The 24,563-nt window shown below is 75.5% G+C and carries 25 protein-coding genes; 4 read left to right on the top strand and 21 right to left on the bottom strand.

From position 1 onward, the window contains the following. Positions 1-55 precede the first annotated feature (55 nt). On the top strand, positions 56-1,570 hold the full coding sequence (locus ACWGB8_RS14245) for an aminopeptidase P family protein (protein ID WP_452213471.1): 1,515 nt from the start codon (positions 56-58) through the stop codon (positions 1,568-1,570). A gap of 65 nt (positions 1,571-1,635) precedes the next feature. Here the strand turns inward: ACWGB8_RS14245 and ACWGB8_RS14240 are convergent, their stop codons facing one another. The 4 genes from ACWGB8_RS14240 to ACWGB8_RS14225 form a co-directional block, all read right to left on the bottom strand. Next, on the bottom strand, positions 1,636-2,310 hold the full coding sequence (locus ACWGB8_RS14240) for a dienelactone hydrolase family protein (protein WP_452213470.1): 675 nt from the start codon (positions 2,308-2,310) through the stop codon (positions 1,636-1,638). Between the two features lie 278 nt (positions 2,311-2,588). Beyond that, positions 2,589-3,746 (bottom strand): NAD(P)H-dependent flavin oxidoreductase, encoded by a 1,158-nt coding sequence (locus ACWGB8_RS14235; protein ID WP_452213468.1) that lies wholly within the window; start codon positions 3,744-3,746, stop codon positions 2,589-2,591. Positions 3,747-3,890: 144 nt separating this feature from the next. Next, a complete protein-coding gene (locus tag ACWGB8_RS14230) occupies positions 3,891-4,535 on the bottom strand; it encodes a response regulator (protein WP_452213467.1) in 645 nt (214 codons plus the stop codon). A gap of 13 nt (positions 4,536-4,548) precedes the next feature. After that, entirely contained in the window at positions 4,549-5,940 is a 1,392-nt protein-coding gene (locus tag ACWGB8_RS14225; RefSeq protein WP_452213465.1) for a sensor histidine kinase, read from the bottom strand. Between the two features lie 165 nt (positions 5,941-6,105). Between ACWGB8_RS14225 and ACWGB8_RS14220 the strand changes: the two genes are divergently transcribed. Both ACWGB8_RS14220 and ACWGB8_RS14215 read left to right on the top strand, forming a co-directional pair. Next, positions 6,106-7,182, top strand: a complete 1,077-nt coding sequence (locus ACWGB8_RS14220; protein ID WP_452213463.1) for an ABC transporter permease — start codon at positions 6,106-6,108, stop codon at positions 7,180-7,182. After that, positions 7,179-7,862: an ABC transporter ATP-binding protein gene (locus ACWGB8_RS14215; RefSeq protein ID WP_452213462.1), complete on the top strand. Its 684-nt coding sequence runs from the start codon at positions 7,179-7,181 to the stop codon at positions 7,860-7,862. The genes ACWGB8_RS14220 and ACWGB8_RS14215 overlap by 4 nt, the downstream gene beginning before the upstream one ends. A gap of 26 nt (positions 7,863-7,888) precedes the next feature. Here ACWGB8_RS14215 and ACWGB8_RS14210 read toward each other — a convergent pair whose 3' ends face one another. Together ACWGB8_RS14210 and ACWGB8_RS14205 are read right to left on the bottom strand one after the other, a co-directional pair. Then, positions 7,889-8,599, bottom strand: coding sequence for a GntR family transcriptional regulator (locus ACWGB8_RS14210; RefSeq protein ID WP_452213460.1), 711 nt, complete (start codon positions 8,597-8,599; stop codon positions 7,889-7,891). 277 nt (positions 8,600-8,876) lie between these two features. Beyond that, complete coding sequence (locus tag ACWGB8_RS14205; RefSeq protein ID WP_452213459.1) at positions 8,877-9,797, bottom strand: NAD(P)-dependent oxidoreductase; 921 nt, start codon at positions 9,795-9,797, stop codon at positions 8,877-8,879. Between the two features lie 100 nt (positions 9,798-9,897). Here ACWGB8_RS14205 and ACWGB8_RS14200 point away from each other — a divergent pair, with 100 nt between their 5' ends. Next, complete coding sequence (locus ACWGB8_RS14200; RefSeq protein WP_452213457.1) at positions 9,898-10,476, top strand: TetR/AcrR family transcriptional regulator; 579 nt, start codon at positions 9,898-9,900, stop codon at positions 10,474-10,476. Positions 10,477-10,788: 312 nt separating this feature from the next. Here the strand turns inward: ACWGB8_RS14200 and ACWGB8_RS14195 are convergent, their stop codons facing one another. The 15 genes from ACWGB8_RS14195 to ACWGB8_RS14125 all read right to left on the bottom strand — a co-directional run bounded on the left by ACWGB8_RS14195 (position 10,789) and on the right by ACWGB8_RS14125 (position 24,437). After that, positions 10,789-11,679, bottom strand: a complete 891-nt coding sequence (locus ACWGB8_RS14195; RefSeq protein WP_452213484.1) for an ornithine cyclodeaminase family protein — start codon at positions 11,677-11,679, stop codon at positions 10,789-10,791. A gap of 104 nt (positions 11,680-11,783) precedes the next feature. Then, positions 11,784-12,878 (bottom strand): proline racemase family protein, encoded by a 1,095-nt coding sequence (locus ACWGB8_RS14190; protein ID WP_452213455.1) that lies wholly within the window; start codon positions 12,876-12,878, stop codon positions 11,784-11,786. Beyond that, positions 12,878-14,248 (bottom strand): aldehyde dehydrogenase family protein, encoded by a 1,371-nt coding sequence (locus ACWGB8_RS14185; RefSeq protein ID WP_452213454.1) that lies wholly within the window; start codon positions 14,246-14,248, stop codon positions 12,878-12,880. The genes ACWGB8_RS14190 and ACWGB8_RS14185 overlap by 1 nt, the downstream gene beginning before the upstream one ends. Before the next feature lie 26 nt (positions 14,249-14,274). After that, the gene (locus ACWGB8_RS14180; protein ID WP_452213452.1) at positions 14,275-15,279 is read right to left on the bottom strand and encodes a proline racemase family protein; all 1,005 of its coding nucleotides are present in this window, start codon (positions 15,277-15,279) and stop codon (positions 14,275-14,277) included. A gap of 84 nt (positions 15,280-15,363) precedes the next feature. Further along, the gene (locus tag ACWGB8_RS14175) at positions 15,364-16,227 is read right to left on the bottom strand and encodes a dihydrodipicolinate synthase family protein (protein ID WP_452213482.1); all 864 of its coding nucleotides are present in this window, start codon (positions 16,225-16,227) and stop codon (positions 15,364-15,366) included. Positions 16,228-16,345: 118 nt separating this feature from the next. Continuing rightward, a complete protein-coding gene (locus ACWGB8_RS14170) occupies positions 16,346-18,028 on the bottom strand; it encodes an FAD/NAD(P)-dependent oxidoreductase (RefSeq protein WP_452213451.1) in 1,683 nt (560 codons plus the stop codon). Then, entirely contained in the window at positions 18,009-18,323 is a 315-nt protein-coding gene (locus ACWGB8_RS14165; protein WP_452213449.1) for a (2Fe-2S)-binding protein, read from the bottom strand. Before ACWGB8_RS14165 ends, ACWGB8_RS14170 begins: the two co-directional genes overlap by 20 nt. Positions 18,324-18,383: 60 nt before the next feature. Continuing rightward, positions 18,384-19,541: an NAD(P)/FAD-dependent oxidoreductase gene (locus tag ACWGB8_RS14160; RefSeq protein ID WP_452213448.1), complete on the bottom strand. Its 1,158-nt coding sequence runs from the start codon at positions 19,539-19,541 to the stop codon at positions 18,384-18,386. Positions 19,542-19,704: 163 nt separating this feature from the next. Continuing rightward, the gene (tatC, locus tag ACWGB8_RS14155; protein WP_452213480.1) at positions 19,705-20,595 is read right to left on the bottom strand and encodes a twin-arginine translocase subunit TatC; all 891 of its coding nucleotides are present in this window, start codon (positions 20,593-20,595) and stop codon (positions 19,705-19,707) included. A gap of 149 nt (positions 20,596-20,744) precedes the next feature. Further along, entirely contained in the window at positions 20,745-21,050 is a 306-nt protein-coding gene (tatA, locus tag ACWGB8_RS14150; RefSeq protein WP_452213447.1) for a Sec-independent protein translocase subunit TatA, read from the bottom strand. Between the two features lie 272 nt (positions 21,051-21,322). Beyond that, positions 21,323-21,499 carry a hypothetical protein gene (locus ACWGB8_RS14145; RefSeq protein WP_452213446.1) on the bottom strand — a complete coding sequence of 59 codons (177 nt, stop codon included), beginning with the start codon at positions 21,497-21,499 and terminating at the stop codon, positions 21,323-21,325. 168 nt (positions 21,500-21,667) lie between these two features. Then, positions 21,668-21,898 (bottom strand): hypothetical protein, encoded by a 231-nt coding sequence (locus ACWGB8_RS14140; RefSeq protein WP_452213444.1) that lies wholly within the window; start codon positions 21,896-21,898, stop codon positions 21,668-21,670. 2 nt (positions 21,899-21,900) lie between these two features. Further along, complete coding sequence (locus tag ACWGB8_RS14135) at positions 21,901-22,857, bottom strand: helix-turn-helix transcriptional regulator (RefSeq protein ID WP_452213442.1); 957 nt, start codon at positions 22,855-22,857, stop codon at positions 21,901-21,903. Beyond that, positions 22,854-23,894, bottom strand: coding sequence for a helix-turn-helix transcriptional regulator (locus ACWGB8_RS14130; RefSeq protein ID WP_452213441.1), 1,041 nt, complete (start codon positions 23,892-23,894; stop codon positions 22,854-22,856). Before ACWGB8_RS14130 ends, ACWGB8_RS14135 begins: the two co-directional genes overlap by 4 nt. 168 nt (positions 23,895-24,062) lie before the next feature. Next, positions 24,063-24,437, bottom strand: coding sequence for an FKBP-type peptidyl-prolyl cis-trans isomerase (locus ACWGB8_RS14125; protein ID WP_452213439.1), 375 nt, complete (start codon positions 24,435-24,437; stop codon positions 24,063-24,065). Positions 24,438-24,563 lie beyond the last annotated feature (126 nt).

Raw genomic sequence — 24,563 nt, 5'->3', positions numbered from 1 at the left:
AGGCCAGCACTCCGCCACCCGCCCCCGCACCCCGCCAGCCCCAAGGAGACCGTCGGTGACCCTCGACCAGTCCGCGTCCTCTGCCGCCGCCACCGGCCCCGCCCAGCAGCCCCGACTCAACACCGGCAGCCACGACCTCCCCGTCTCCGCCGCCCTGGACGCCTTCATGGGCACCGCCTGGGCCGCCACCCCGCTGCCCGCCGACAGCCGCGTCCCCGGCGCCGCCGTCACCCCCGCGCGCCGCGCCCGCCTCTCCGCCGCCTTCCCCGGCGAGCGCCTCGTCGTCCCGGCCGGCGAACTCAAGGTCCGCAGCAACGACTGCGACTACCGCTTCCGCCCGCACAGCGCCTACGCCTGGCTCACCGGCCTCACCGGCGAGGACCAGGTCGGCCACGTCCTCGTCCTCGAACCCACCGGCCCCGAGGGCCACGAACCCGTCCTCTACCTGCGCCCCCGCTCCCCCCGCGGCGGCGACCCGGTGCGCGGCGCCGAGTTCTACCGCGACCGCCGCTACGGCGAGTTCTGGGTCGGCCGGCGCCCCGACCTCGCCGAGGCCTCCCGGCTGACCGGCATCCGCACCGAGCACCTCGACGACCTCGCCAAGCTGCTCACCGGCCCGCAGCCCGCCACCCGCGTCGCCGCCGGCACCGACCCCGTCCTCGACGCCGCCACCGGCCGCCCCGGCACCCCCGAACAGCGCGAACGCGACGCCGCCCTCGCCTCCGTCCTCGCCGAACTGCGGCTCGTCAAGGACGCCTGGGAGGTCCAGCAGCTGCAGCTCTCCGTCGACCACACCGTGCTCGGCTTCGAGGACGTCGTCCGCGCCCTGCCCGCCGCCCTCCGCCACCACCGCGGCGAGCGCTGGATCGAGGGCGTCTTCAACCTGCGCGCCCGCGCCGAGGGCAACGGCACCGGCTACGACACCATCGCCGCCTCCGGTGCCCACGCCTGCGTCCTGCACTGGATCCGCAACGACGGCCCGCTCGACCCCGGCGCCCTGCTGCTGCTCGACGCCGGCGTCGAGACCGACACCCTCTACACCGCCGACATCACCCGCACCATCCCGCTCGGCGGCAGCTTCACCCCCGTCCAGCGCCAGGCCTACGAACTCGTCCTCGCCGCCCAGGACGCCGGCATCGCCGCACTGCGCCCCGGCGCCAGCTTCCGCGACTTCCACCGCGCCGCCATGCGCGTCATCGCCGAAGGACTCGCCGACTGGGGCGTCCTGCGCATCCCCGCCGAGGAGTCGCTCCGCGAGGACAGCGGCCTCCACCGCCGCTACACCCTCTGCAGCAGCGGGCACATGCTCGGCCTCGACGTCCACGACTGCGCCAAGGCCCGCGCCGAGACCTACCTCGACGGCACCCTGGAGGCCGGCCAGGTCCTCACCGTCGAACCCGGCCTCTACCTGCAGCCCGACGACGAGACCCTCCCCGTCGAACTGCGCGGCCTCGGCATCCGCATCGAGGACGACCTGCTCATCACCGAGGACGGCGCGCAGCTGATGTCCGGGGCCCTCCCGCGCACCGTGCCGGCCATCGAGGCGTGGATGGCCGAGCTGCTGCGCTGAAGTCCGGGGTGCCGGGGTGTTGGGGTGTTGGGGTGTTGGGGTGTGGGTGGCCTTGGGGCTCCGGCTCACTCCGCCACGGGCAGGCACTCGGCGAGCAGGCCGACGATGTCGCGCCAGGCCCGCTGCGCGTGCACCGGGTGGTGGCCGACACCGGGCACCACGGCCTGGTCGACCGGCGGGTGGTGGAATGCGTGCAGCGCGCCGCCGTAGACCACCAGCCGCCAGTCGACCCCGGCGGCCTGCATCTCGGCGGCGAACGCCTCCCGTTGCGCAGCAGGCATGATCGGGTCCTCCGAACCGACCCCGGCCCACACGGGGCAGCGGATCCGGGCCGCCTCGCCCGGGCGGCCCGTGGTCAGCGCGTTGACCGTCCCGATCGCCCGCAGGTCGACGCCGTCGCGCCCGAGTTCCAGCACGACGGCGCCCCCGGTGCCGTAGCCGATCCCGGCGATCCGGTCGGGATCGGTCCGCGGTTCGGCCCGCAGCACGTCGAGCGCCGCGTGGCCGATGCCCCGCAGCCGGTCCGGGTCGGCGAGCAGCGGCATCGCGCGCTCCAGCATCTCCTGCGGGTCGGTGAACCAGCGCCCGCCGTGCAGGTCGAACGCCAGCGCCACATAGCCCAGTTCGGCGAGCGCGTCGGCCCGGCGGCGCTGGACGTCGTTCAGGCCCGGCCCCTCGGGCCCGAGCAGCACCGCGGGCCGGCGGCCGGTACCGGCGGGGAGCGCGAGGTGCCCGACCATGGTCAGCCCGTCGGCCGGGTACTCGACCGTCCGCGTGGTGATCCGGGTCGGGGTGGTTGATGCCGCCGTCGGCGTGGGCGTGGGCGTGGGCGTCGTTGACGTCGTCGGCGTGGGCGTGGGCGTGGGAGTCGTCGGTATGGGAGTCGTTGATGCCGCCGTCGGCGTGGGCGTCGTCGGCATCGCTGTCGGTTCAGTTGCCATACGACCGGACTGTAGGTCGGGGCGGGACCGGGCGGGCCGGTCTTCACCCTCGGCGGAATCCACCCGCCCCCGGACGGTCAGCCCCGCGCGGGTTCCGCCAGGCGTCGTACGATCGCCGCGGCCGGGCCCGCCTCCGCCATGCGGTGCGACACCCCCGCCCACAGGTGCATCCCCGCCGTGTCAGCGCGCTTCGCGGCCGCCGCGCGCAGGGGCTGGGTCAGGTGGTGGAGCTCCGGGTACGCGGCCGGTGCGTACGCCGAGTGCCGGTCGATGAAGGCGTTCCGCAGTCCGCGGCCCGGGCGGCCGGTGAAGGCCCGGGTCACGACCGTCTCCGGGAACGCGGTGAGGGCCTCCCGGTGCGCGGCCGAGGCTCCGGACTCGTCCGACCGCAGCAGCGCCGTCCCCACCTGCACCGCCACCGCACCGGCGCGCAGCGCGGAGGCCACCGCCCGGCCGTCCCCGATCCCGCCCGCCGCGATCAACGGGAGGTCCGTCACTGCCCCGACGGCGCGCAGGAGTTCGAGCAGCGGCAGGTCGCCCGGGGTGTCCGCCACCCGGTGGGTGCCCCGGTGGCCGCCTGCCTCCGGGCCCTGGACGCAGAGCGCGTCCAGGCCCGCGGCCTCGGCCCGACGGGCCTCCTCCGGGGTGGTGACCGTACCGATCTGGAAGGTGCCGACCGACCGCAGGGCGGCCGCCTCCTCCGGCGAGGGCAGCCCGAAGGTGTACGAGACCACCGCCACCGGGTCCGCCAGCAGCGCGGCGATCTTGGCGTCCCAGTCGTCCCGGTCCGGTTCGATGCGTTCCGGCAGCGCGACGCCCGCCGCCTCGGCCTCCGGGCGCAGCCGATCCCGGTAGGCGGCCACCGCGGCCGGATCCGCCGGCTCGGACGGGACGAAGAGGTTCACTCCGAAGGGGCGGTCCGTCAGTTGCCGTACCCGGTGCACCTGTTCGGTCGTCGCCGCCGCGCTCCGGTAGCCGGCGGCCAGGAACCCCAGCCCGCCGGCCGAGTTCACCGCCGCCACCAGCTCGGGGGTGGACGTACCGCCGGCCATGGGCGCACCGATGACGGGCAGGTCGAGACGGTCGAGGCGGTAGCGGCGGTCGAGGCGGGAGCGGTCGGACGCGTCGGTCCCGGTACTCCGGCCGGGGCCGTGGGGGCTGCCGTCCTGGTCGGGGGTGCTGCTCTCGTCGGGGGTGCCGTTGGAGGTGCCGTGGTGGTCGAGCCGGCCGGTCATCCGGGTGCCTCCTGCTGCGCCGTACCGTTCGGATCCGCTCCACCCTACGCTCGCCCGCCGCCTCGGCGGCCCGCCACTTCGGAGCCGGGCGGCCCGCCCGGTACCGTCCACCCGGTTCCGTCAGCCCGGCTCCGTCCGCCCGGTTCAGCCGCCGCGTCGGATGAGCCCGCGGGCCCGGGCCGTCCGGACCGCCGCGGTGCGCGAGTCGACGCCGAGCTTGGTGTAGATGTGCACCAGGTGGGACTTCACCGTGGCCTGGCTCAGGTGCAGGTGCTGGCTGATCTGCTGGTTGGTGAGGCCGTCCGCGACCAGGCCCAGCACCTCCGTCTCCCGCGCGCTGAGCGCCGCCGACGGGGTCCGCATGCGCTCCAGCAGCCGGTCGGCCACGGTCGCGGCGAGGGTGGACCGTCCGGCCGCCGCCGACCGCACGGCGGCGGCGAGTTCCTCGGGCGGGGCGTCCTTCAGTAGGTAGCCGGTGGCACCGGCTTCCAAGGCGGGCAGGGTGTCCGCGTCGGTGTCGTAGGTGGTGACGATCAGGACGCGCGGGGACTGCGCCCGCGCGGTGATCGCCGCCGTGGCCTGGGCGCCGTTCATCGCCGAACCCGGACCGAACTGGAGGTCCATCAGGACGACGTCGACCGGTACCTGCTCCGCCAGCTCGACGGCCCGCTCCGCGGTGGCCGCCTCGGCCACGACTTGGAGGTCGGCCTCGGTCTCCAGGACGGCCCGCAGCCCCGCCCGGACCACCGGATGGTCATCGGCCAGCAGCAGCCGGATCGGCTCGGTCACCGCTCCTCCTCCCTCATGACAGTTCCCGTACCAGCGGCTTGGTGGACGCCGGGTGCCCGGCGGGCCCGGGTATCGGCCCCCGCTCCTCCACCGGCACCGGCACCGGCGCCGGGACCGGGACCGGGAGCAGCACGGCGAGCGCCGTCCCCTGCCCGGGGGCGGACTCCAGGGCGAAGGTACCGCCCAGCGCCCGGGCCCTGGCCCGCATGGACGGCAGCCCGAACCCGCCGTCCTCCCGGGCCGTCCCTGCCGTACCGGTGGTCCGGGTGGTCCCTGTGGCCGTCGGGCCGCCCTCGCCGGTGGCTCCGGCGGCTCCGGCCGCTCCAGTGGCTCCGGCCGGCCCCGCGGCGCGCCCGGCTCCGGCCGGGTCGAAGCCCTTGCCGTCGTCCAGCACGTCCAGGGCGACCTCGTCCCCCATGTAGCTGAGCGTCACCTCGGCGCGGTCGGCCTCGGCGTGCCGGACGGCGTTGCCGAGCGCGGACTGGGCGATGCGCAGCAGCGCGACCTCGTGCGGCACCGGCAGCGGCACCGGGTCGCCGCACACGTGCAGCCGCACGTCGAGCCGGTCGCGCACGGTGGTCGTGGCGCAGAGCCGTTCGAGGGCGGCGGGCAGCGAGGAGCCCTCCAGGTCCGGCGGGGTGAGGGCGCGGACGAAGCGGCGGGCCTCGGCCAGGTTGTCCTGGGCGGCCTGCCGGGCCTGCTCCACGTAGTCGGCGGCGGCTCCGGTCCGGTCCGGCAGGGCGCGCTGGGCGGCGCGCAGCAGCAGTTGGATGCTGGACAGGCTCTGCGCGAGGGTGTCGTGGATCTCCCGGGCGAGGCGCTCGCGCTCGGCCTGGACGCCGGCGGCGTGGTGGGCGGCGGCGAGGTCGGCGCGGGCGGCGGTGAGTTCGTCGATGAGCCGGCGGCGCTCCTCGCTCTCCCGGTAGAGCGCCTGGTAGCCGAGCACGGTGGCGACGGCGACGGCCGCGCCCAGCGCCGGGCCGATCGCGGCGGCGACGCTCACGGCGTGCTGGTGCCAGGCGTAGGCGGTGATGGCGGCGACCGCGGTGAGCGCCACGGCCGCCGGGCCGGCCCGGCGGCCGAGCAGGTGCAGCTCCAGGAAGTAGAGCGGGAAGGCGAGCCAGACCGCGTCCTGGGTGGCGACCAGCGTGCCCGCCCAGGTGACGCCCAGCAGGGCCAGCCAGAGCGCGGCGGCCCGGTGCGAGCGGCGGACCGCGGGCAGGAACGGGCCGGCCGTGTGGACCGCGGCCATCGCCAGGCAGGCGGAGGCGACCCCCGCCGGGTCGCCGCCGCGGCCGACGGCGGCGCGGGCGACGGCGAGGCCGAGGAGGCCCGCGACCAGCAGGTGCAGGCAGAGCTGGAGTACGCGGGCGACGGATGTGGTGCGGGGTCGTTCGGACGCCATTTGTCCAGAGTAGGGGCCTTCGCCGGGCCGCGACATCAATCAAAGGGTTGAACTCGCGCTCTTCCCTTTGATGCTCAGGAAGCAATCCGCGGTGCGATGCCGGACCGCCCCCGGGCCGACGAGAGTGGCAGCGTCGGAGGAAGTCCCCGGGAGAAATGAGGAGACGTGTTCGTCGCCTGGAGGGATCTGGCGTTCGCCAAGGGGCGGTTCGCCCTGATGGGGGCCGTCGTCGTGCTGATCACCGTGCTGGTCGGCCTGTTGTCGGGGTTGACGGCCGGGCTCGGCCGGCAGAACGTGTCGGCGATCACCGGGCTGTCCGCCGACCACCTGGCCTTCGGCCGCCCCGCGGACGGGCAGAAGCTCTCCTTCACGGACTCGCGGGTGACGCCGGAGCAGTGGGAGGCCTGGGCGGGGGTGCCGGGCGTCCGGTCGGCCGAGCCGCTGGGCATCACCACCACCAGGGCCGGCGCCGGCAGCCGGACGGCCGCGCTCTCCGCCTTCGGGGTGCCGGACGGCTCCGGGCTCGCCCCGCAGGGCGCGCTGATCGGCCCGGGCCGGGCCGTGCTCTCCGAGGCCGCCGCCGAGAGCCTGGGCGGGCTGGCCCCGGGTGCGGACTTCAGCCTGGCCGGGCGGAGCTTCCGGGTCGCGGCCGTGTCGGGTGACGCCCACTTCAGCCACACCCCGGTGGTGTGGACCGGCCTGGCCGACTGGCAGCGGATCTCCCCGACCGCCGAGGGCGGGGCCACCGTGATCGCCCTGACCACCTCCCGGGGGGCGGACCGGTCCGCCGCCGACGCCCGGCTCGGCACCGAGACCCGCAGCCGTGACGACTCGCTCGCCGCGATCGGCTCCTACACCTCGGAGAACGGCTCGCTCCAGCTGATGCGCGGCTTCCTGTTCGCCATCTCGGCCCTGGTGATCGGCGCCTTCTTCACCGTCTGGACGATCCAGCGCAGCGCCGACATCGCCGTACTGAAGGCGCTCGGCGCCTCCACCCGGTACCTGCTGCGGGACGCCCTCGGCCAGGCCGTGGTGCTGCTGGCCCTCGGTACGGCCGCCGGGACGGCGATCGCCCTGGCCGCCGGCTCCGTGGTGGCCTCCGCGGTGCCGTTCGTCCTGGACGCCCCGACGCTGCTCCTGCCCGCCGCCGTGATGATCGCCCTGGGCGCCGTCGGCGCCGCCTTGTCCGTCCGCCGGATCACCGCCGTCGACCCGCTGACCGCCCTGGGGAGTGCCCGATGAGCCTGCACCTCGACCGCATCACGCTGAGCTACCCGGACGGCGACGAGCGGCTGACCGCCCTCGACGACGTCTCGCTCACCGTCCCCCGGGGCTCGATCACCGCCGTGGTCGGCCCGTCCGGCTCCGGGAAGTCCAGCCTGCTGGCCGTCGCGGCGACCCTGATCGCGGCGGACTCGGGGCGGGTGGTCGTCGACGGCACCGACACCACCGGGCTGAGCCGCGCCGAGCTCACCGCATTGCGCCGGGAGCGGATCGGCATCGTCTTCCAGCAGTCCAATCTGCTGCCCTCGCTCACGGCGCTGGAGCAGCTGCTGGTCATGGCGCACCTCGACGGGCACACCCCCCGCAGTGCCTCCGGCCGGGCCTACGACCTCCTCGGGGCGGTCGGTCTCACCGCGGAGGCCGGCCGCCGCCCGCACCAGCTCTCCGGCGGTCAGCGCCAGCGCGTCAACATCGCCCGCGCGCTGATGAACGACCCGACGGTCCTGCTGATCGACGAACCCACCAGCGCCCTCGACCACGAACGCGGAGCCGCCGTGATCGACCTGATCACCGACCTCACCCACCGCGGTGCCACCGCCACCGTGCTCGTCACCCACGACCGGACGCACCTGACCGCCGTGGACCGGGTGGCCGAGGTCCACGACGGCCGCCTCACGGTCGCGGCGGCAGCGCCGTGACCGCGCGGGGGCGCGTCTGCGGGTCCCTACCGGGCGCGCAGGCGCAGTGCGGAACGCTCGTCCTCGGACTCCTCCTGGTTGGCGGCCCAGAGCGAGCGGATGTGGCCGAGGTGGCGGGCCATGCAGGACTCCGCGGCCTCGGCGTCGCCGCTGATCATCAGGTCCAGCAGCTCCAGGTGCTCCTCGGCGGAGGAGACCAGCTCGCCGCGCTGGTCGAGCCGGGTGAGGCCGTAGAGGCGGGAGCGCTTGCGCAGGTCGCCGACGACCTCGACCAGGTGGCTGTTGCCGGCCAGCCCGAGCAGGTCGAGGTGGAACTGCCGGTCGGCCTCCAGGTAGCCGATGAGGTCGTGCCGGCGGGCGGCGGCCACGATCGCCTCGGCCTGGGGGCGCAGCGCCTCCAGTTCCTCGGCGGCGGCGCTCCGGGTGACCCGGCCGACCGTAGGGACCTCGATCAGGGCGCGGATCTCGGTGTACTCGTCGAGGTCGCGCTCGGTCAGCTCGGTGACGCGGAAGCCCTTGTTGCGGACGGCCTCGACCAGGCCCTCGCGGGCGAGGTCGAGCATGGCCTCGCGGACGGGCGTCGCGGAGACACCGAAGTCGGCGGCCAGGGCAGGAGCGGAGTAGACCACCCCGGGGCGCAGCTCACCGGAGATCAGAGCGGCCCGGAGGGCGTGGGCCACCTGGTCGCGCAGCCGCTCCTGGACGGAGATCAGGGTGCGGGGTTTGGGGTCGGCCATGGTGTTCCTCCGGTGGTTGCAGGACCCCAGTGTACAATGTCACGTTACGTTGAGTGTGCAACTGTCCGGGATCCGGCTGATTTTCCCGGGCTGCCCACCGACCCCGCAACGCCCCACCGGCCCCGTCCGCACCCGCAACCGCAACCGCAACCGCGGGGACCATAGTGGCAGCGCGCCACGACCAGGACAACGGCCGGCGCCGGGCGGATCCACCGCGAACCCTCCACCTGGGATCCTCGGCGGCCCGTACCGCCGGACGCCGACGGGCACCCACGGGCTACCGCTTCAGCAGCCCGACCAGGCTGGTCAGGCTGTCCGGCCCGTGGCCCGCCTCGACACCGCGCCGGAAGGTGTCCACCAGGAGGGACGGCAGCGCTCCGTCCACCCCCGAGGACTCCACCGTGTGCAGGACGTGGTCGACGCTCGCCAGCCCCATGGCGAGCCGGTCGACGTCGCCCTCGTGGTGCCCGGCCACGATCCTCGGCGCGTAGAACCCCATGAAGCCGGGCAGTGCGGCGGCGCTCGACGCGGCGTACGGCAGGAACTCCTCGGCCGAGATGCCGTTGGCCTCGGCCACCGCCGTTGCGTGCAGGTAGCCGAGCATCGCGGTCCAGAAGAAGTCCATCTCCATCTGGTAGTACAGCGCGGCGATCCCGGGGTCCTCGCCGCGGAAGTCGGCGGCGGTGAGCACCTCCAGCAGCCCCCGGTGCCGCTCGAACACCTCGGCCGGGCCGCTGTAGAAGGTGGAGGACTCGGGCTTGCCGATCCCCGACGGCGGCACCCGCACCCCGCCGGTCAGCTGCACGGCGCCGATCCCCTCCAGCCGGCGGGCGGCCTCGCGCGCCCGCTCCGGGGTGTCGGAACTGAGGTTGACGACCACCTTCCCGGCCAGCACCGCCCCGGCGCGGTCCAGGACCGCGTACACGGCGTCGTAGTCGGTCAGGCTCAGCACCACCACCTCACTGGCGGCGACGGCCGCCTCCACGCTCTCCGCCTCGACGGCACCGCGCGCCACCAGCTCGCCGGCGCGCCCGGCCGTACGGTTCCAGACCGTCACCGGGTGGCCGGCGTCGAGGTACGCGCCGACCATCGCCCGACCCATCGGCCCCAGGCCGATCACGGTCACGGCCTGCTTGTCACCGGCCGGCCCGGCCTCCACCGCGGAAACGGAAACGGACGTCTCGAAACCCTCTGACATGGGTGATCCCCCTCGCTAGAACGAACGCTCTATCCAGTGCCATGAACCTAGCACAGCACTGGAACGAACGCTCTATCCATTCCTCGGCTAGACTGCCGCCGTGAAGACGACCGCCACCGGCACCCGCGACCGGATCGTCCGGACCACCTCCCGGCTGCTGCAGCGCCAGGGGTACGAGGGCACCGGGATCAAGCAGATCTCCAAGGAGGCCGAGGCCACCCTCGGCTCCGTCTACCACTTCTTCCCCGGCGGGAAGCAGGAGTTGGCCGCCGAGGCGATCCGGTACGGCGACCGCGAGTTCGCCCTGCTGCTGCGCGAGGGCCTGGCCGCGGCCGAGGATCCCGTCGAGGCGATCACGGTCTGCACCCGGCGGCTCGCCGAGGACCTCCGCGCCTCCGACTGGCAGGACGGCTGCCCGATCACCGCCACCGCCCTGGAGACGGCCGGCCGGGCACCGGGCATCGAGGAGGCCGTCACCGAGGCGTTCACCCACTGGAGGGCGATCGTCGAGGAGAAACTGCTCGCCTCCGGCTACACCGCCACCGACTCCCGCGAACTCGCCGTCACCGTCGTCAACACCCTGGAGGGCGCCGAGGTCTCGGCCCAGGTCTCCCGCAGCGAGGAGCCCCTCCACCTGGCCGGCCGCCACCTCGCCCGCCTGCTCGGCACCTACCGCTGACCGGCGCCTACCGCTGACCGGGGCGCCCGACGGCACCCACCACGCCGACCCGGGAAACGCCGGCCCGGGCAACGCCGACCCGGCCCGGCCCCACCCGACCCGGGAAACGCCGAACGGCCGGTGCGGCGGGGAGGACACCTCCCACCGCACCGGCCGCACACCGGCAGGCACCCCACCCGGGGAGCCACCCCACCCAGGGAGCCACCCGGGGCCCGCCGTGCCCGGGGCCCACCCGCGCCCGGGACATCCGTACACCGCCCACGGCGGCCGACTCCAGGCCCCCTCGCCCGGGGACAAGGGGCCCCTTGTCGGCTACCGCCCCAGCCGGTGGATCGCCGCCGCCACCGCGAGGTCCTCCCACGCCATGCCGACGCTCTTGAAGAAGCGCGGGCGGTCGAAGCCCACCGGAGCCTGCCCGCGGACGAGTTCGGCGAGGTTCCACAGCCGGTCGGCGGCCGTGATGCCCGCCCCCAGCAGGTCGCCCGCCTCCCGCAGGGCGGCGGCCCGCGACTCCACGTACAGCTCGGCGCGGTGCACCAGGACCGGATCCACCTCCCCGGCCTCCGGCTCGTGCGAGCCGACGGCGACGACCGCGGCGTGGTCGGGCACCAGGGCGCCGTCGAACAGCGGCGTGCGCGCCGTCGTGCAGCAGACCACCAGGTCGGCGTGCGCGACATCGGCGGGGATGCCGACCGCGGCGGCGAGCCCGAGCGTCCGGCCGTACGCGGCCAGCGCCTCTGCGGGCGCCGCGCTCCGGCCGACCACCGTGAGGCGGGTCAGCGGACGCACCGCGAGCAGCGCGTCCAGGTGCCCGTACGCCTGCGGGCCGGTGCCGAAGAGCACCAGGTGCGCGGCGTCCGGGGCGGCCAGTCGGCGCAGGGCGACGGCGGTGACCGCCGGGGTGCGCAGCGCGGTGAGCGCGGCACCGTCGAGCAGGGCGACGGGCTGGAGCGTGGGACCGTCCAGCAGCAGGTAGCTACCGGTGATCCGGGGCAGTCCCCGCGCCGGGTTGGCGGGTGCCACGCCGGCGATCTTCACCCCGGCGTACTCGGTCGAGGCGGCGGGCATCAGCAGCAGTTCCCCGGCGGGGACCCGCACGGCGGAGCGGGCCGGTCCGGCCTCCGGGTCGAGGCCGTCCAGCAGCACCCGCTCGATCGCGTCGGCCGCCTCCACGGGCCCGAGCTCGGCTCCGCCGGCCAGCACCCCTCCGGCCAGCACCCCGCCCGCCGACACCTCACCGGCGAGCACCCCACCCACAAGCGCCCCACCGACCGCCGCCCCCGCACCGGACTCCGCCGGAAGCACCCTCACAGCAGGAACCCCGTCCCCAACTCGTCGTCCTCCGCGAGCAGGAAGCGGTGCTCCCCGGTGCGGTGGGCGGTCCCGGTGACCTCGGTGACCACGCCCTCCTCGAAGGGGTCGCCGGGCAGCACCCGCCCGGTGAACACCGTGCCGATGACCGACTCGTGCCGCAGCTCCTCGCCCGGCGCGAGGCGGCCCTCGGCGGCGAGGACGGCGAGCCGGGCGGAGGTGCCGGAGCCGCAGGGCGAGCGGTCGATCTGGCCGTCGGCGAAGACGGTGACGTTTCGCTGCGACAGCGGGCCGAGTTCGTCGTAGAGGATGACCCCGTACACGCCGGAGAGCCGGTGGTCGGCGAGGTTGCGGACCGCGGCGGACCCGTCGAGGGCGGCGCGGATCTCCCGGCCGACCGCGGTGAGTTCGGGCAGCAGCTCGGGGACCACGGAGAGCCCGACCGACGCGGCGGGCAGGGTGACGTAGCAGGCGCCGGAGTGGGCGACCGCGACCTCGACCTCGCCCCGCGAGATGGCCACGGGCAGCTTCAGGGCGCTGACCACCGTGGGCACGTTGCGGAAGGTGACGCCGGTGGTGCGTCCGCCGCTGCGGTGGACGGCGGCGGTGACCCGCCCGGACGGCACGTCGATGCGGACCCGGGCGGTGCCGTCGTCGGGCGCGGCCACCAGGCCGGAGTCGACGGCCCAGGCGCCGAGCGCGATGGTGCCGTGGCCGCAGGCGGTGGAGTAGCCGTCCTTGTGCCAGAAGAGCACGCCGAGGTGGGCCTCGTCGTCGTCCGGCGGAACGACGAATCCGCCGTACATGCCCGCGTGGCCGCGCGGTTCGCGGGTGAGCAGTTGCCGGACGCTGTCCAGGGCGCTCGGCCGCGGCGCGGTGGCGGTGCCGCCGGCGCCGAGGGCGACGGCGCGGCGCTCGGCCACGGTGTCGCCGGGGGCGGCGGGCGCGCCGGCGACCACGATCCGGAACGGCTCACCGGCCGTGTGGTAGTCGACGGTGTCCACCCGCAGCACCCCGGCCCCGACACCCGCCACACCACCCGAGCCCGAGCCCGAACCCGCTTCCCCGGCCCGCCGTCCGACCGCACCCATCAGGCACCCCCGCCCGGCAGCACGCTGATCGTCCGGCCGGCCGTGTAGAAGTCCAGCGCCGCCTGCCCCTGTTCGCGGTCGCCGTGGCTCGCGCCCTTGGCGCCGCCGAACGGCAGGTGGAAGTCGACGCCGCTGGACGGCGCGTTGATCCGGATCATGCCCGCGTCCAGCCGGTCCGCCGCCGCCAGGGCGACGTCGAGGCTGCCGCTGTGCACCGAGGTGGCCAGCGAGTGCGGGGTGTCGTTGGCCAGCGCGATCGCCTCGTCGAGGTCGGCGGCGGGCAGCAGGACGGCGATCGGGCCGAAGAACTCCTCGCGGCGCAGCGGGTGTTCGGCGGGTACGTCGGCGAGCAGGGTCGGCTCGACGAACCAGCCGGCCCGCTCGGGCACGCCGCCGCCGGCGAGCACGGTCGCCCCGGCCTCGCGCGCGGTGGCGACGGCGCCGGTGAGGCGCTCGCGGGCGGCGGCGGAGATGACGGGCCCGCAGGAGGCGACCAGCGCCTCGGGTTCGGCGAGCGCGGTGAGCGCCTTGACCAGGGCGGCGCGCAGCGGCTCGTACGCGCTGCCGACGGCGACGACCCGGCTGGTGGCGGTGCACTTCTGCCCGGCGTACCCGGCGACGGCGTTGGCGATGTGGGCGGCGGCCTGCTCGATGTCGGCGTCGGGGAGGACCAGCGCCGCGTTGAGTCCGCCGAGTTCGGCCTGGACGGGGACGCCGCGTTCGGTCGCGGCGCGGACGACGGCCCGGCCGACCGCGGTGGAGCCGGTGAAGGAGACCACGTCGGCGGAGTCGACCAGCGCGGTGCCCTCCTCGGCGCCGCCGGGCAGCACGGCGAGCACGCCCTCGGGCAGGCCCATCACCTCGGCGAGGCGCAGCGCGCAGGCGGTGGCCTCGGGCGCGGGCTTGAGCACGACGGTGTTGCCGACGGCGAGCGCGGGCGCGGCCTTCCAGGCGGGGATGGCCAGCGGGAAGTTCCACGGGGTGATCAGCCCGGCGACGCCGTAGGGGCGGCGGCGGGTGAGCAGCAGGCCCTCGCCGGCGGCGGTCTCGTGGACGGCGCCGGCGGGCGCGTAGGGGGCCTGGGCGTAGTAGCGGAGGATCGCGGAGGTGCGGGCGACCTCGCCGCGGGCCTCGACGAGCGGCTTGCCGACCTCGCGGGCGATGAGCGCGGCGAGTTCCCCGGCGTGGGCGTCGACGGCCGCGGCGGCGTGGCCGAGCGCGGCGGAGCGGGCGGCGCTGCCGGCCGCGCGCCAACCCGCCTGGGCGGTGCGGGCGCGGGCGACGGCGGCGCGGACGGCGTCGGCGCCGGGGGCCTCGACGGTGACGACGAGGTCGGCCGGGTCGGCGGGGTTGGTGGACGTGATGCTCACAGCGGGGGCCTTCCGGAGGGCGGTTTTCAGAGCAGGAACCCGGCGGGGAACGGGTCGCGCGGGTCGAGGAAGTACTGGGCGGTGCCGGTGACCCAGGCCCGTCCGGTGACGGTGGGCACCACGGCGGGCCGTCCGGCGACCTCGGTCTCCTCGACCAGGCGGCCGGTGAAGGTCGTCCCGATGAAGGAGTCGTTGCGGAAGTCCCGGCCGAGCGGCAGTTCGCCGCGGGCGTGCAGCTGGGCCATCCGGGCGGAGGTGCCGGTGCCGCAGGGCGAGCGGTCGAACCAGCCGGGGTGGATGGCCATGGCGTGCCGGGAGTGCTCGGCGGTGGAGCCGGGGGCGAGCAGCTGCACGTGGTGGCAGCTGTGGATGGACGGGTCGTCCGGGTGCACCGGCCGGTCGGGGCCGGCGTTGATGGCGTCCATCAGGGCGAGTCCGGCGTCGAGGATGTCCTGCTTGCGCTCGCGTTCGAAGGGCAGCCCGAACTCGGCGAGCGGCAGGACGGCGTAGAAGTTGCCGCCGTACGCGAGGTCGTAGCCGACCGTGCCGTACCCGGGCACCTCGATCTTGCGGTCCAGCGCCGCCGCGTACGAGGGCACGTTGCGGATGGTGACCGCGGTCGCGGCGCCGTCCTCGACCTGCACCTCGGCGACGACCAGCCCGGCGGGGGTGTCCAGCCGGACGGTGGTGACGGGTTCGACGACGGGCACCATGCCGGTCTCGACGAGCACGGTGGCGACGCCGATGGTGCCGTGGCCGCACATCGGCAGCAGGCCGGAGACCTCGATGTAGAGCACGCCGTAGTCGGCGTCGGGCCGGGTGGGCGGCTGCAGGATCGCGCCGCTCATCGCGGCGTGGCCGCGCGGCTCGTACATCAGCAGGGTGCGGAAGTGGTCGAGGTGCTGCTGGAAGTGGACCCGGCGTTCCGCCATGGTGGCGCCGGGGATGACGCCGAACCCGCCGGTGATGACCCGGGTCGGCATGCCCTCGGTGTGCGAGTCGACGGCGTGGAACACATGGCGGCTGCGCATGGCTTCTTCGGCTCCGTGGGGAAGGGGGTGGACGGTCCGGGGCCGGCTGCCCCCGCAGCCGGCCGTTCCTGCGGACAGGCGGTGTTACGCGAGGCCCTCGGCGAGCGCCTTCTCGGTGGCGGCGCGGACGGCGGCCTCGGTCTCCGGGTTCAGCGGCAGGCGGGGCGCGCGGGTGGGACCGCCGGGGCGGCCGGCGATGTCCATGGAGAGCTTGATGGCCTGCACGAACTCGGTCTTGGAGTCCCAGCGCAGCAGGGAGTGCAGCGCCTTGTAGAGCGGCAGCGCGGTGTCGAGGTCGAGCGCCACGGCGGCCTTGTACAGCGCGGCGGACGCCTCCGGGAGGGCGTTCGGGTAGCCGGCGATCCAGCCGACGGCACCGGCCAGGGCCAGCTCCAGCAGCACGTCGTCGGCGCCGATCAGCAGGTCGAGGCCGGGGGCCAGCTCGGCGATCTCGTACGCCCGGCGGACGTCGCCGCTGAACTCCTTGACGGCCACGATCGAGCCCTCGCCGTGCAGTTCGGCGAGCAGGCCGGGGACGAGGTCGACCTTGGTGTCGATCGGGTTGTTGTACGCGACGATCGGCAGCCCGGCCTTGGCGACCTCGGCGTAGTGGGCGCGGACGGCGGCCCGGTCGGCGCGGTAGGCGTTCGGCGGGAGCAGCAGGACGGAGCCGGCGCCGGCCTCGGCGGCCTGCTCGGTCCAGCGGCGGGACTCGGCGCTGCCGTACGCGGCGACTCCGGGCATGACCCGCGAGCCGTCGCCGGCCGCCTCGACGGCGGTGGTGACGATGCGGGCGCGCTCCTCGGCGGTGAGGGTCTGGTACTCCCCCAGCGAGCCGTTGGGGACGACGCCGTCGCAGCCCGAGTCGATCAGCCAGCGGACGTGCTCGGCGTAGGCGTCGTAGTCGACGGAGAGGTCCTCGCGCAGCGGGATCGTGGTGGCGACCATGATGCCGCGCCAGGGGCGGGTGGTGTCGTGCTGGGTGTTGGACACGAATGACTCCTTGGTGAGGTGTGACATTTTATAAGCGGGCGCAGGCGGAGACAAGTGCCCCCGCCCACGCGGTTCAGCCCTGCGCCGCGCCCGGCCCGCCGGAAGGGGCACCGGAAGCGCCCGACCCGCCGGAAGGGGCACTGGGAACGCCCGGCCCACCGGGAGCGGTCGGGGCGCCCCGACCGGCGGACGCCTCCGGCGTCCCGGCCGCGAGCTGGGAGAGCGGCACCGGGCAGGACAGGGGACGGCTGTCCGCCCGGGCCTCGTCGGCACCGGAGAGGCAGGCCACCGCCGGACCGCACATCCGGCCCTGGCACCACCCCATTCCGGCGCGGGTCAGCAGTTTGACGGTCCGCGCGTCGCCGGCGCCGAGCTCGTCCACGGCCTCGTGGATCCGTGCGACCGGCACCTCCTCGCAGCGGCAGACATCGGTGTCCGGGCGCAGCCAGCCGGTCCAGCCGGGCCCGGGGCGGTGCGCGGCGGCCATCAGCTCGGCGAAGGCCCGCAGCCGGGCCCGCCGGCGCAGCAGCGCACCGACGCCGGGCGGCGAACCCGGACGCCCGGCGCCCGGACGCCCCGGGAGCTGTCCCGAGGACCGACCCGAAACCCGGCCCGAGAGCTCCCCCGGGATCCGCCCCGGAAGCCCGCCCGCCAGCTGGTCCGCGACCGCGTGCGCCGCCAGTTCGCCCTCGGTGATCGCGAGGTCCGCGCCGCCGACCCCGCAGGTCTCCCCCGCCGCCCAGAGTCCGGGGACGCTGGTGCGCAGCCGGGCGTCCACCCGCAGCGCCACCGCGCCGTCGGGGGTGGTCCTGGTGGCGGCGCCCGCCTCGGTGGCGAGTTCGATCTGCGGCAGCAGCCCGTGGCCGACGGCCAGCGCGTCGCAGGGGATCCGCCGCTCCGTCCCCGGCACCGGCCGCCAGTCGGCGTCCAGCCGGGCGACGGTGACGGCGGTGACCCGGTCGGTGCCGTGCGCCTCGACGACCGCGCTGCGCCGGCGCAGCCGGACGCCGTGCCGCAGCAGCGCGCTGCCGTGCCCGGCGCCCTCGACGAGCTTGGCCGGGACGGCGGCCAGCACGCCGGGGCGGCGGGCGTAGCCGAGGTAGTCGCCCGCCTCGACCACGGCGGGCACCTCGGCGCCGGCGGTGACCAGCGAGGAGGCCGCGGCGAGCAGCAGCGGTCCGCTGCCGGCCACCACGATCCGCCGGCCGGGCAGCACCAGGCCGCTCTTGAGCATGGCCTGCGCGCCGCCGGCCGTCACCACCCCGGGCAGCGTCCAGCCGGGGAACGGCAGCTGCCGCTCGTACGCGCCGGTGGCCAGCAGGACGGTGGACGCCCGGACGACCGCCCGCTCGTCGGCGCCGGGCCCGCGGGTGACGTGCACCGCCCACGCGGTGTCCTCCCCGTGCCAACCGGCACCACCGGAACCACCCGCGGCCTGCGGGGCGGTCCGCTCCAGCGCCCACACCTGGTGCCCGGGCAGGAAGTCGACCCGGCCGCCCTCCTCCGCGGCGGCCAGCCGCCGGGCGAGGCCGGTGTAGACCGACCAGCCGTGGTGCAGCCGGTCCGGGCGGCGGGCGCCCAGGCCGGGCGCGGGGTGCCGGTAGTACTGCCCGCCGGGGCTCTGCCCGCCGTCGAGCAGCGCGCAGCGCAGCCCGAGGTCGGCGGCGGTCACGGCGGCGGCCAGCCCGGCCGGCCCGGCCCCGACGACCGCGAGGTCGTAGTGGTCGGCGGGGCGGTCAGACGGCGAGGTCGGCACGGCCGTGGCCCTCCTGGGTGGTGACGACGGTGCCCGGCTCGGCCGGGACGAGGCAGGTGCGCCGGTTGGGCCGGCCGTCGACGGTGGCGAGGCAGTCGAAGCAGGCGCCGATGCCGCAGAACGCGCCGCGCGGGCGCCCGCCGGCGCGGGTGGTGCGCCAGGCGAGCACGCCGTCGGCCCAGAGCGCGGCGGCGATCGACTGCCCGGGCAGGGCGGGGATCTCGCGCCCGTCGAACTCGATGGTGTGGGCGGGCCCCGGTCGGGCCTCGACCAGGTCGGCGGGGGTTCGGCGCATGGGTGGCGCTCCGTTCCGATTCGTCGTGGTGCTCCGGGCCGCGGGCCCGCGCGGGTGCGGTCAGGCGGCGGCCGGGAACCGGTCGGCCCGGAAGGGGGTGAGGTCCAGGGACGGTTCCTTGCCGGCCAGCTGTTCGGCGATCAGCAGGCCGGTGGCGGGTGCCAGTCCGATGCCGGCGCCCTCGTGCCCGCAGGCGTGGTAGAGCCCGGGCACCCGGTCGTCGGCGCCGATCGCCGGCAGGTGGTCCGGCAGGTACGGGCGGAAGCCCCGGTAGCTGCGCATCACGGCCACCTCGGCGAGGACCGGGAACAGCGTCGCGGCCTGGGCGGCGAGCCGGCGCAGCACCTCGACGGAGAGCGTGCGGTCGAAGCCGACCCGCTCCCGGCTGGCGCCGATCAGCACCGGGCCGCCGGGGGTGCCCTCGACCACGGCGGAGGTCTGCAGGGCGGCGGAGCCGCTGGCCACGTCGGCGACGTAGTCCGCGGCGTACACCTTGTGCCGGACGATCCGCGGCAGCGGCTCGGTCACCAGGACGAAGCCGCGCCGGGGCAGCACCGGCAGGTGGACGCCGGCCAGGGCGGCCAGTTCGCCGCCCCAGGTGCCGGCCGCGTTGACCACGGCGGGCGCGTCCAGCCGGCCGCGGTCGGTCTCCACGCCGAGCACCCGGCCGCCGGGGCCGGTGCGCAGCGCCCGTACGGTCTCCCCGGTGTAGAGCACGGCGCCGTCGCGGCGGGCCGCGCGCAGCAGGTGGGCGGCGGCGAGGGCGGGCTGGACCTGGGCGTCCTGCGGGTAGTGGAAGCCCCCGGCGAGGCCGTCCGCGAGGTGCGGTTCGTACTCCCGCAGGCGCTCGGCGGGGACCTCCTCGGCGGTGACGCCGACGGCGGTCTGCCGGGCGGCGAAGGCGCGCAGCGCGTCCTGCCCGGCCGGGTCGGCGGCGACCACCAGGCCGCCCTTGGCCTCGTACTCGACGGCGGGGCCGAGGGTCACGGCCAGGTCCCGCCAGAGCCGGGTGGAGTACAGGGCGAGGTCGAGTTCGGGGCCGGGCTCCTTGTCGGAGACCAGCAGGTTGCCCTCGCCGGCCCCGGTGGTCCCGCCGGCGACCGGTCCGCGGTCCACGACGGCGACGGAGAGGCCGGCGCGGGCGGCGTAGTGGGCGCAGGCGGCGCCGACGACGCCGGCGCCGACCACGACGACGTCCAGGGAAGGTCTCTTGGGCACGTCAGTAATATGTCACATGCCATCGATGCTGCCAAGAGGACACCCCCGCCGCACGACGGAGCCCCGGCCCGCCGGGGAACGGCGGACCGGGGCTCCCGGGTCGGACGGGCCGCACCCGGCCGGGTGCGGCGTCGATCAGGTGACGTCGATCAGCAGATGTCGGTCAGGTGACGTCGTCCATGTGCTCGTGCCGCGCGGCCGGCACCGCGGCGCCCGCGGACGGTGCGGAGGACGCCTCGACCGACTCCACGGCGGCGACCGGCTGCACCGAGAGGTCGAGCGCCGAGGCCTCCTCGTCGCTCAGCCCGTAGTCCGGGCTGCGGCGCGCCTTGCGCTTGTCGTTGAGGATCGCGATGCCCACCGCGACGAAGTACAGGCCCCAGATCGGCGCGGCCAGTGCCAGCATGCTCAGCGGGTCGGCGCTGGGCGTGGCGAAGGCGGCGAAGACCGTGATGCCCATCACCATGCCGCGCCACCAGGTGAGCAGCCGCTTGCCGGTGACCATGCCCACCATGTTGAGCATCACCAGCAGCAGCGGGAACTCGAAGGCCAGACCGAAGACCAGCACCAGCCGGGTGGCGATGTCGAAGTAGTCCTCGGGCGGCAGGATCGGCGTGGTGTTGTTCGGGGTGAACGAGATCAGCACCTCGACCGTCATCGGCAGCAGCAGCATCGCCAGCGCCACACCGGACAGGAAGAGCGGCGCGCCGGCCAGCATGAAGATGACCGTGTACTTGCGCTCGTGCTTGTGCAGCCCGGGCGCCACGAAGGCCCACAGCTGGTACAGCCAGACCGGCACGGTCGCGACCACGCCCGCGGTCAGCGCGACCTTGAGCATCCAGGTGAAGCCCGCGGTGAGGCCGATGTTGGAGACCTGGGCGCAGCGGCCCTTGGACGAGGCGATGATCTCCGGCGTGCACTGCGGCAGCGGCTTCAGCAGGAAGGACTCGATCTGCTTGTGGTAGATCAGCGCGACGATCGTGAACACCACGATCGCCAGGACCGACTTGACCACGCGGTTCCGCAGCTCGCGCAGGTGGTCGGCGAGGGCCATCCGCCCCTCGGGATCCTTGGGCACCTTCTTCTTCGGCGCCTTGTCGACCTTGCTCAACCCCGGTCCTCAACTCGTGCGTCGAGGCCCGCCGGTCGGCGGACCTCAGGTGGTCGCGGACGGCCCGGGCGGGTGGCGCCCGGCCGAGCGCGTCAGTGCTGCCGGCCCGCGTCCTGCTTCCCGCTGTCCTGCTCGGCGACCGGGCGGGCCGTCGCGGAGGCGCCCGGGGCCGACTGGATGGTCTTCGCCGCGCCGGCGTCGGTGGCCTGCACCGGCTGCGGCGGGGCGGCCGGGGTGTCGGCCGTGGCGGAGCCCTCGGACTTCATGGCCTTGGTCTCGCTCTTCAGGATCCGCATCGACTGGCCGAGCGAGCGCGCCAGATCGGGCAGCCGCTTGGCGCCGAAGAGCAGAATGGCAAGAACCACGACCACCAGGATCGCGGTACCCGAGACCCGCATGTTCGACCACCTTCACTCATGGCGGCACACCGGCAGGCCGCCCGCTGCGGGGATGGTAACCGCTGCGGGTGAAGCGTTGACGAAGACCGCCCGAACAGGACTGCGACCCCCTTCGCAGTCCGGGAGCCACTCGAAAGAGCCTAACGCGCCACAGCCCCCGCGCAGCAGCCCCCCGTCCGGCGGTAAATCGGCCGGATCTCACCGGGCCCGGTCTCCGCTCCCTGCGGCGACACCCGGTCGCCACCCCCGCGGCGGCCGGCCGGAACGGCCCGTCAGCGCACCGGCAGCGAGGCCGCGAGTTCCGCGGAGGCGTCGGCCAGGGCCCGGGAGGCCGCGTCCACGCCCTGGGCGAGCGCCCGGACGGCCAGCCAGACCCGGATCGCGAGCACCCCGAGGACCAGCAGGCCGGCGGTGCTGAGCAGGACGGCGGCGACGAGCATCCAGGACATGCCGTCCACCCTATCCCCCGGCCTCCGACCGCCCGGAAGCCCCCGGGCCCCGCCCGCGGGTACGGCCCCGGGCCTCTGTGCAGTACACCCCCGGGCCCCTGAGCGCGTACGCCCCCGGGCCCCTGAGCAGGTCCGCCCCCGGGCCGGCCGGTACCGTCCCGGCGGGCCTCAGCCCTCCACCGGCACGAGCCGCATGGTGCGCACCCCGGCCCCGGTCAGCGCGGCGACGATCTTCTCCCCGGCGGGCTTGCGCACCGCCGCGTCGCAGAGCGGGCAGCTGAAGCTGTAGTGCGCCTGCGCCGCGGTACGGCCGAGGGTGAGCCGGAAGTCCTCGGCCGGCAGCTCCACCTTCTCCCGGCACTCGGAGCAGTACACCTTGAATCTGGTCCCCGGCTCCACGCTCAGACCTGCCCGTCCGCGTAGCCGGCCAGCGCCTCCCGGGCGGCGGCGCGGGCCTGTTCGGCGAGCTCGGGCGGCGAGACGATCCGGCCGTCGCGGCCGAGCCGCAGGGCGAGCGGGCGCAGCTGCGAGGGGTCGGCGCTGCGCAGGGTGATCCGCAGGCCGCCGTCGGGCAGCTCCTCGGCGTGGTCGTGGGTGTAGTACTCGGCGACCCAGCGCCCGCCCGAGGAGACCTCGACGACCACCTCGGGGTCGTCGGCGGCCGGGTTGACCAGCCCGCCGGAGAGGTCGCGGGGCTCGCGCTTCGGCGGGTCGGAGGGGGTGTCCAGCACCCGGATCTCGGCGACCCGGTCGAGCCGGAACATCCGGTGGTCCTCGGAGGTGCGGCACCACGCCTCCAGGTAGGTGTGCCCCTCGGTGAGCAGCCGGATCGGGTCGACCTCGCGCTCGGTCATGCCGCCGCGGCCGTGCGAGTAGTAGCGCAGCCAGAGCCGGCGGCCCTCGCTGAGGGCCCGGTCGATGTCGGCGAAGACGTGGCTCTCGGCCTCGAAGGTGACGCCGACCCGGGCGCTGCCCTCGGCGCTGTCCCCGGCCGCGTTCTCGATCTTGGCGACGGCCCGGGTGAGCGCCTCCCGGTCGCCGGCCCGCAGACCGGGCAGCCCGGCCACCGCGCGGGCGGCGACCAGCAGGGCGGTCGCCTCGTCGGCGGCCAGCCGCAGCGGCTGGGCCACGTCGTCGACGTTGTGCCACCAGATGTGCTCGCCGTCGGTGTCGATGTCGAGCAGGTCGCCGCCGCGGAAGCTGGTGCCGCACATCGGCAGCACGTTGAGGTCGGCGATCAGCTCGCGCTCGCTGATGCCGAAGGCGCGGGCCACCTCGGCCACCTCTGCGCCGGGCCGCTCCCGCAGGTAGGTGACCAGCGAGAGCATCCGGCGGGTCTGGTCGATGGCGTTGCTCATGCCTGCGCTCCTTCGGCGACGGCGGGGACGGCGGACTCCCCGGCGGGGCCGGTCCGCGCGGCGACGATCGCGGGGGCCTCCCCGGCGACCGCCCGCAGCCGGTCGATCACGTCCGCGCGCAGCTCCTCGGGGCCGAGCACCAGCACGTCCGGCCCGAACTCGGCGAGGTCGGCGCCCAGCCCGTTGCCATACGGGATCTCCAGCTCGTCCCACCGCTCGTCGATCCGGCGGGTCTCCAGCGCCTTGGTGCGCAGCGGGAAGCCGGCGCCCCGGCGGACCCGTACGGTGGCGCTCGCGGTGGCGCCCTCCCCGGCGAACTTGGCGACGGTGGCCCGGACGTCCACGTGCTCGGGGACGGCGGCGCGGAAGGGCCCGGAGCGGGCCTTCACCCGGCCGGTGATCCGGCTGAGCCGGAAGACCCGGGCCGCCTCGCGGTCGCGGTCCCAGCCGGCCAGGTACCAGTGGCCGCGCCAGCACTCCAGGGCCCACGGTTCGACGCTGCGCTGCTCCACGGCGGCGGCGCCGGCCTTGCGGTAGTCGAAGGTGACCGGGCGCCGGTCGCGGGCGGCGGTGAGCAGCGGCTCGAACGCGGCCTCGCGGGCGGGGATGCGCGGCTCCAGGGCGCTGCGGCCCTCCGGCTCGGCGACGAACGGCACCCCGGCGGCGCGCAGCTTCTGCAGGGCGCCGCTGGCCGCGCCGGACATCTTGGCCTGCTGCCAGACCCGGGCGGCCAGGGTGAGCGCGGCGGCCTCCTCGGCATCCAGGGCGATCTCGGGGAGGCGGTTGCGGTCGGCGCGGGCGAGGTAGCCGAGCTCGCCGTCCAGCGCGTTCTCGTCGACGTCGATGACCAGGCCGAGTTCGCGCAGGTCGTCCTTGTCCCGCTCGAACATCCGGTTGAAGGCGTCCTCGCTGCTGTTCTGCCAGGCCTCGCGGTACGCCTCGATGGATTCCCGCAGCTCCTTCTTGGAGAGCGGACGTCTGGTGTTCATCAGGCACAGGGCGAGATTCATCAGCCGCTCTGCCTTGGCGATCGCCATCGCTGACCCTTCCGGTGTGCCGCGCCGCGCGCGGGGTGCGCCCGCCGGGCAGTCGTGGACCCGGCGGGACCGACCGTACCGGTAGCGGTACGCAGTGCAAAAGCCGACTCCGGAAACGACCGGGGGCCCCAACCCGGAACGGTGATGCGGCCCCCTGGGCAGACCGGCTCAGACACCGACCAGGTCGACCACGAAGATCAGGGTCGAGCCCGCCGGGATGGCCGGGGTCGGCGACTGGTTGCCGTAGGCGAGGTGCGCCGGGATGGTCAGCTCGCGGCGGCCGCCGACCTTCATGCCGACGACGCCCTGGTCCCAGCCCTTGATGACGCGGCCGGCGCCGAGCGGGAACTTGAAGGTGCTGTTGCGGTTCCAGCTGGCGTCGAACTCCTCGCCGGTCGCGAAGGTCACGCCGACGTAGTGCACCTCGACGACCTGGCCCGGCTTGGCCTCGTCGCCGGTGCCGACCTCGATGTCCCGGATCTGCAGCTCCGCCGGGGCGTCGCCGACCGGGAAGTCGATCTCGGGCTTCGTCTTGTTGCTCACTACTGCCTCTTCTCACTCTTGCCGTACGGGACGGCGTGCACACGACCGGGCGGCGGCCACCCGCACCCCGGTCCGTTCCCGGACCACGGTACGGGCGCCCGCCGCCCGTACGGGCTCAGGCCACGC

Source organism: Kitasatospora sp. NPDC054939 (assembly GCF_053610105.1).
Note: the sequence above shows the minus strand (reverse complement) of the source record. Positions and strands in the feature narration are given on the sequence as shown.

Bases quoted from the DNA above. Each gene is read 5' to 3' on its own strand.
- ACWGB8_RS14135 (WP_452213442.1), bottom strand. From the start codon at position 22,857: ATGAGCAACGCCATCGACCAGACCCGCCGGATGCTCTCGCTGGTCACC.
- tatC (WP_452213480.1), bottom strand. From the start codon at position 20,595: ATGGCCCTCGCCGACCACCTGCGCGAGCTGCGGAACCGCGTGGTCAAG.
- ACWGB8_RS14145 (WP_452213446.1), bottom strand. From the start codon at position 21,499: ATGTCCTGGATGCTCGTCGCCGCCGTCCTGCTCAGCACCGCCGGCCTG.
- ACWGB8_RS14225 (WP_452213465.1), bottom strand. From the start codon at position 5,940: ATGGCGTCCGAACGACCCCGCACCACATCCGTCGCCCGCGTACTCCAG.
- ACWGB8_RS14210 (WP_452213460.1), bottom strand. From the start codon at position 8,599: ATGGCCGACCCCAAACCCCGCACCCTGATCTCCGTCCAGGAGCGGCTG.
- ACWGB8_RS14235 (WP_452213468.1), bottom strand. From the start codon at position 3,746: ATGACCGGCCGGCTCGACCACCACGGCACCTCCAACGGCACCCCCGAC.
- ACWGB8_RS14240 (WP_452213470.1), bottom strand. From the start codon at position 2,310: ATGGTCGGGCACCTCGCGCTCCCCGCCGGTACCGGCCGCCGGCCCGCG.
- tatA (WP_452213447.1), bottom strand. From the start codon at position 21,050: ATGCGGGTCTCGGGTACCGCGATCCTGGTGGTCGTGGTTCTTGCCATT.
- ACWGB8_RS14165 (WP_452213449.1), bottom strand. From the start codon at position 18,323: ATGCGCCGAACCCCCGCCGACCTGGTCGAGGCCCGACCGGGGCCCGCC.
- ACWGB8_RS14175 (WP_452213482.1), bottom strand. From the start codon at position 16,227: ATGGTCGCCACCACGATCCCGCTGCGCGAGGACCTCTCCGTCGACTAC.
- ACWGB8_RS14130 (WP_452213441.1), bottom strand. From the start codon at position 23,894: ATGGCGATCGCCAAGGCAGAGCGGCTGATGAATCTCGCCCTGTGCCTG.
- ACWGB8_RS14205 (WP_452213459.1), bottom strand. From the start codon at position 9,797: ATGTCAGAGGGTTTCGAGACGTCCGTTTCCGTTTCCGCGGTGGAGGCC.
- ACWGB8_RS14190 (WP_452213455.1), bottom strand. From the start codon at position 12,878: ATGGGTGCGGTCGGACGGCGGGCCGGGGAAGCGGGTTCGGGCTCGGGC.
- ACWGB8_RS14180 (WP_452213452.1), bottom strand. From the start codon at position 15,279: ATGCGCAGCCGCCATGTGTTCCACGCCGTCGACTCGCACACCGAGGGC.
- ACWGB8_RS14215 (WP_452213462.1), top strand. From the start codon at position 7,179: ATGAGCCTGCACCTCGACCGCATCACGCTGAGCTACCCGGACGGCGAC.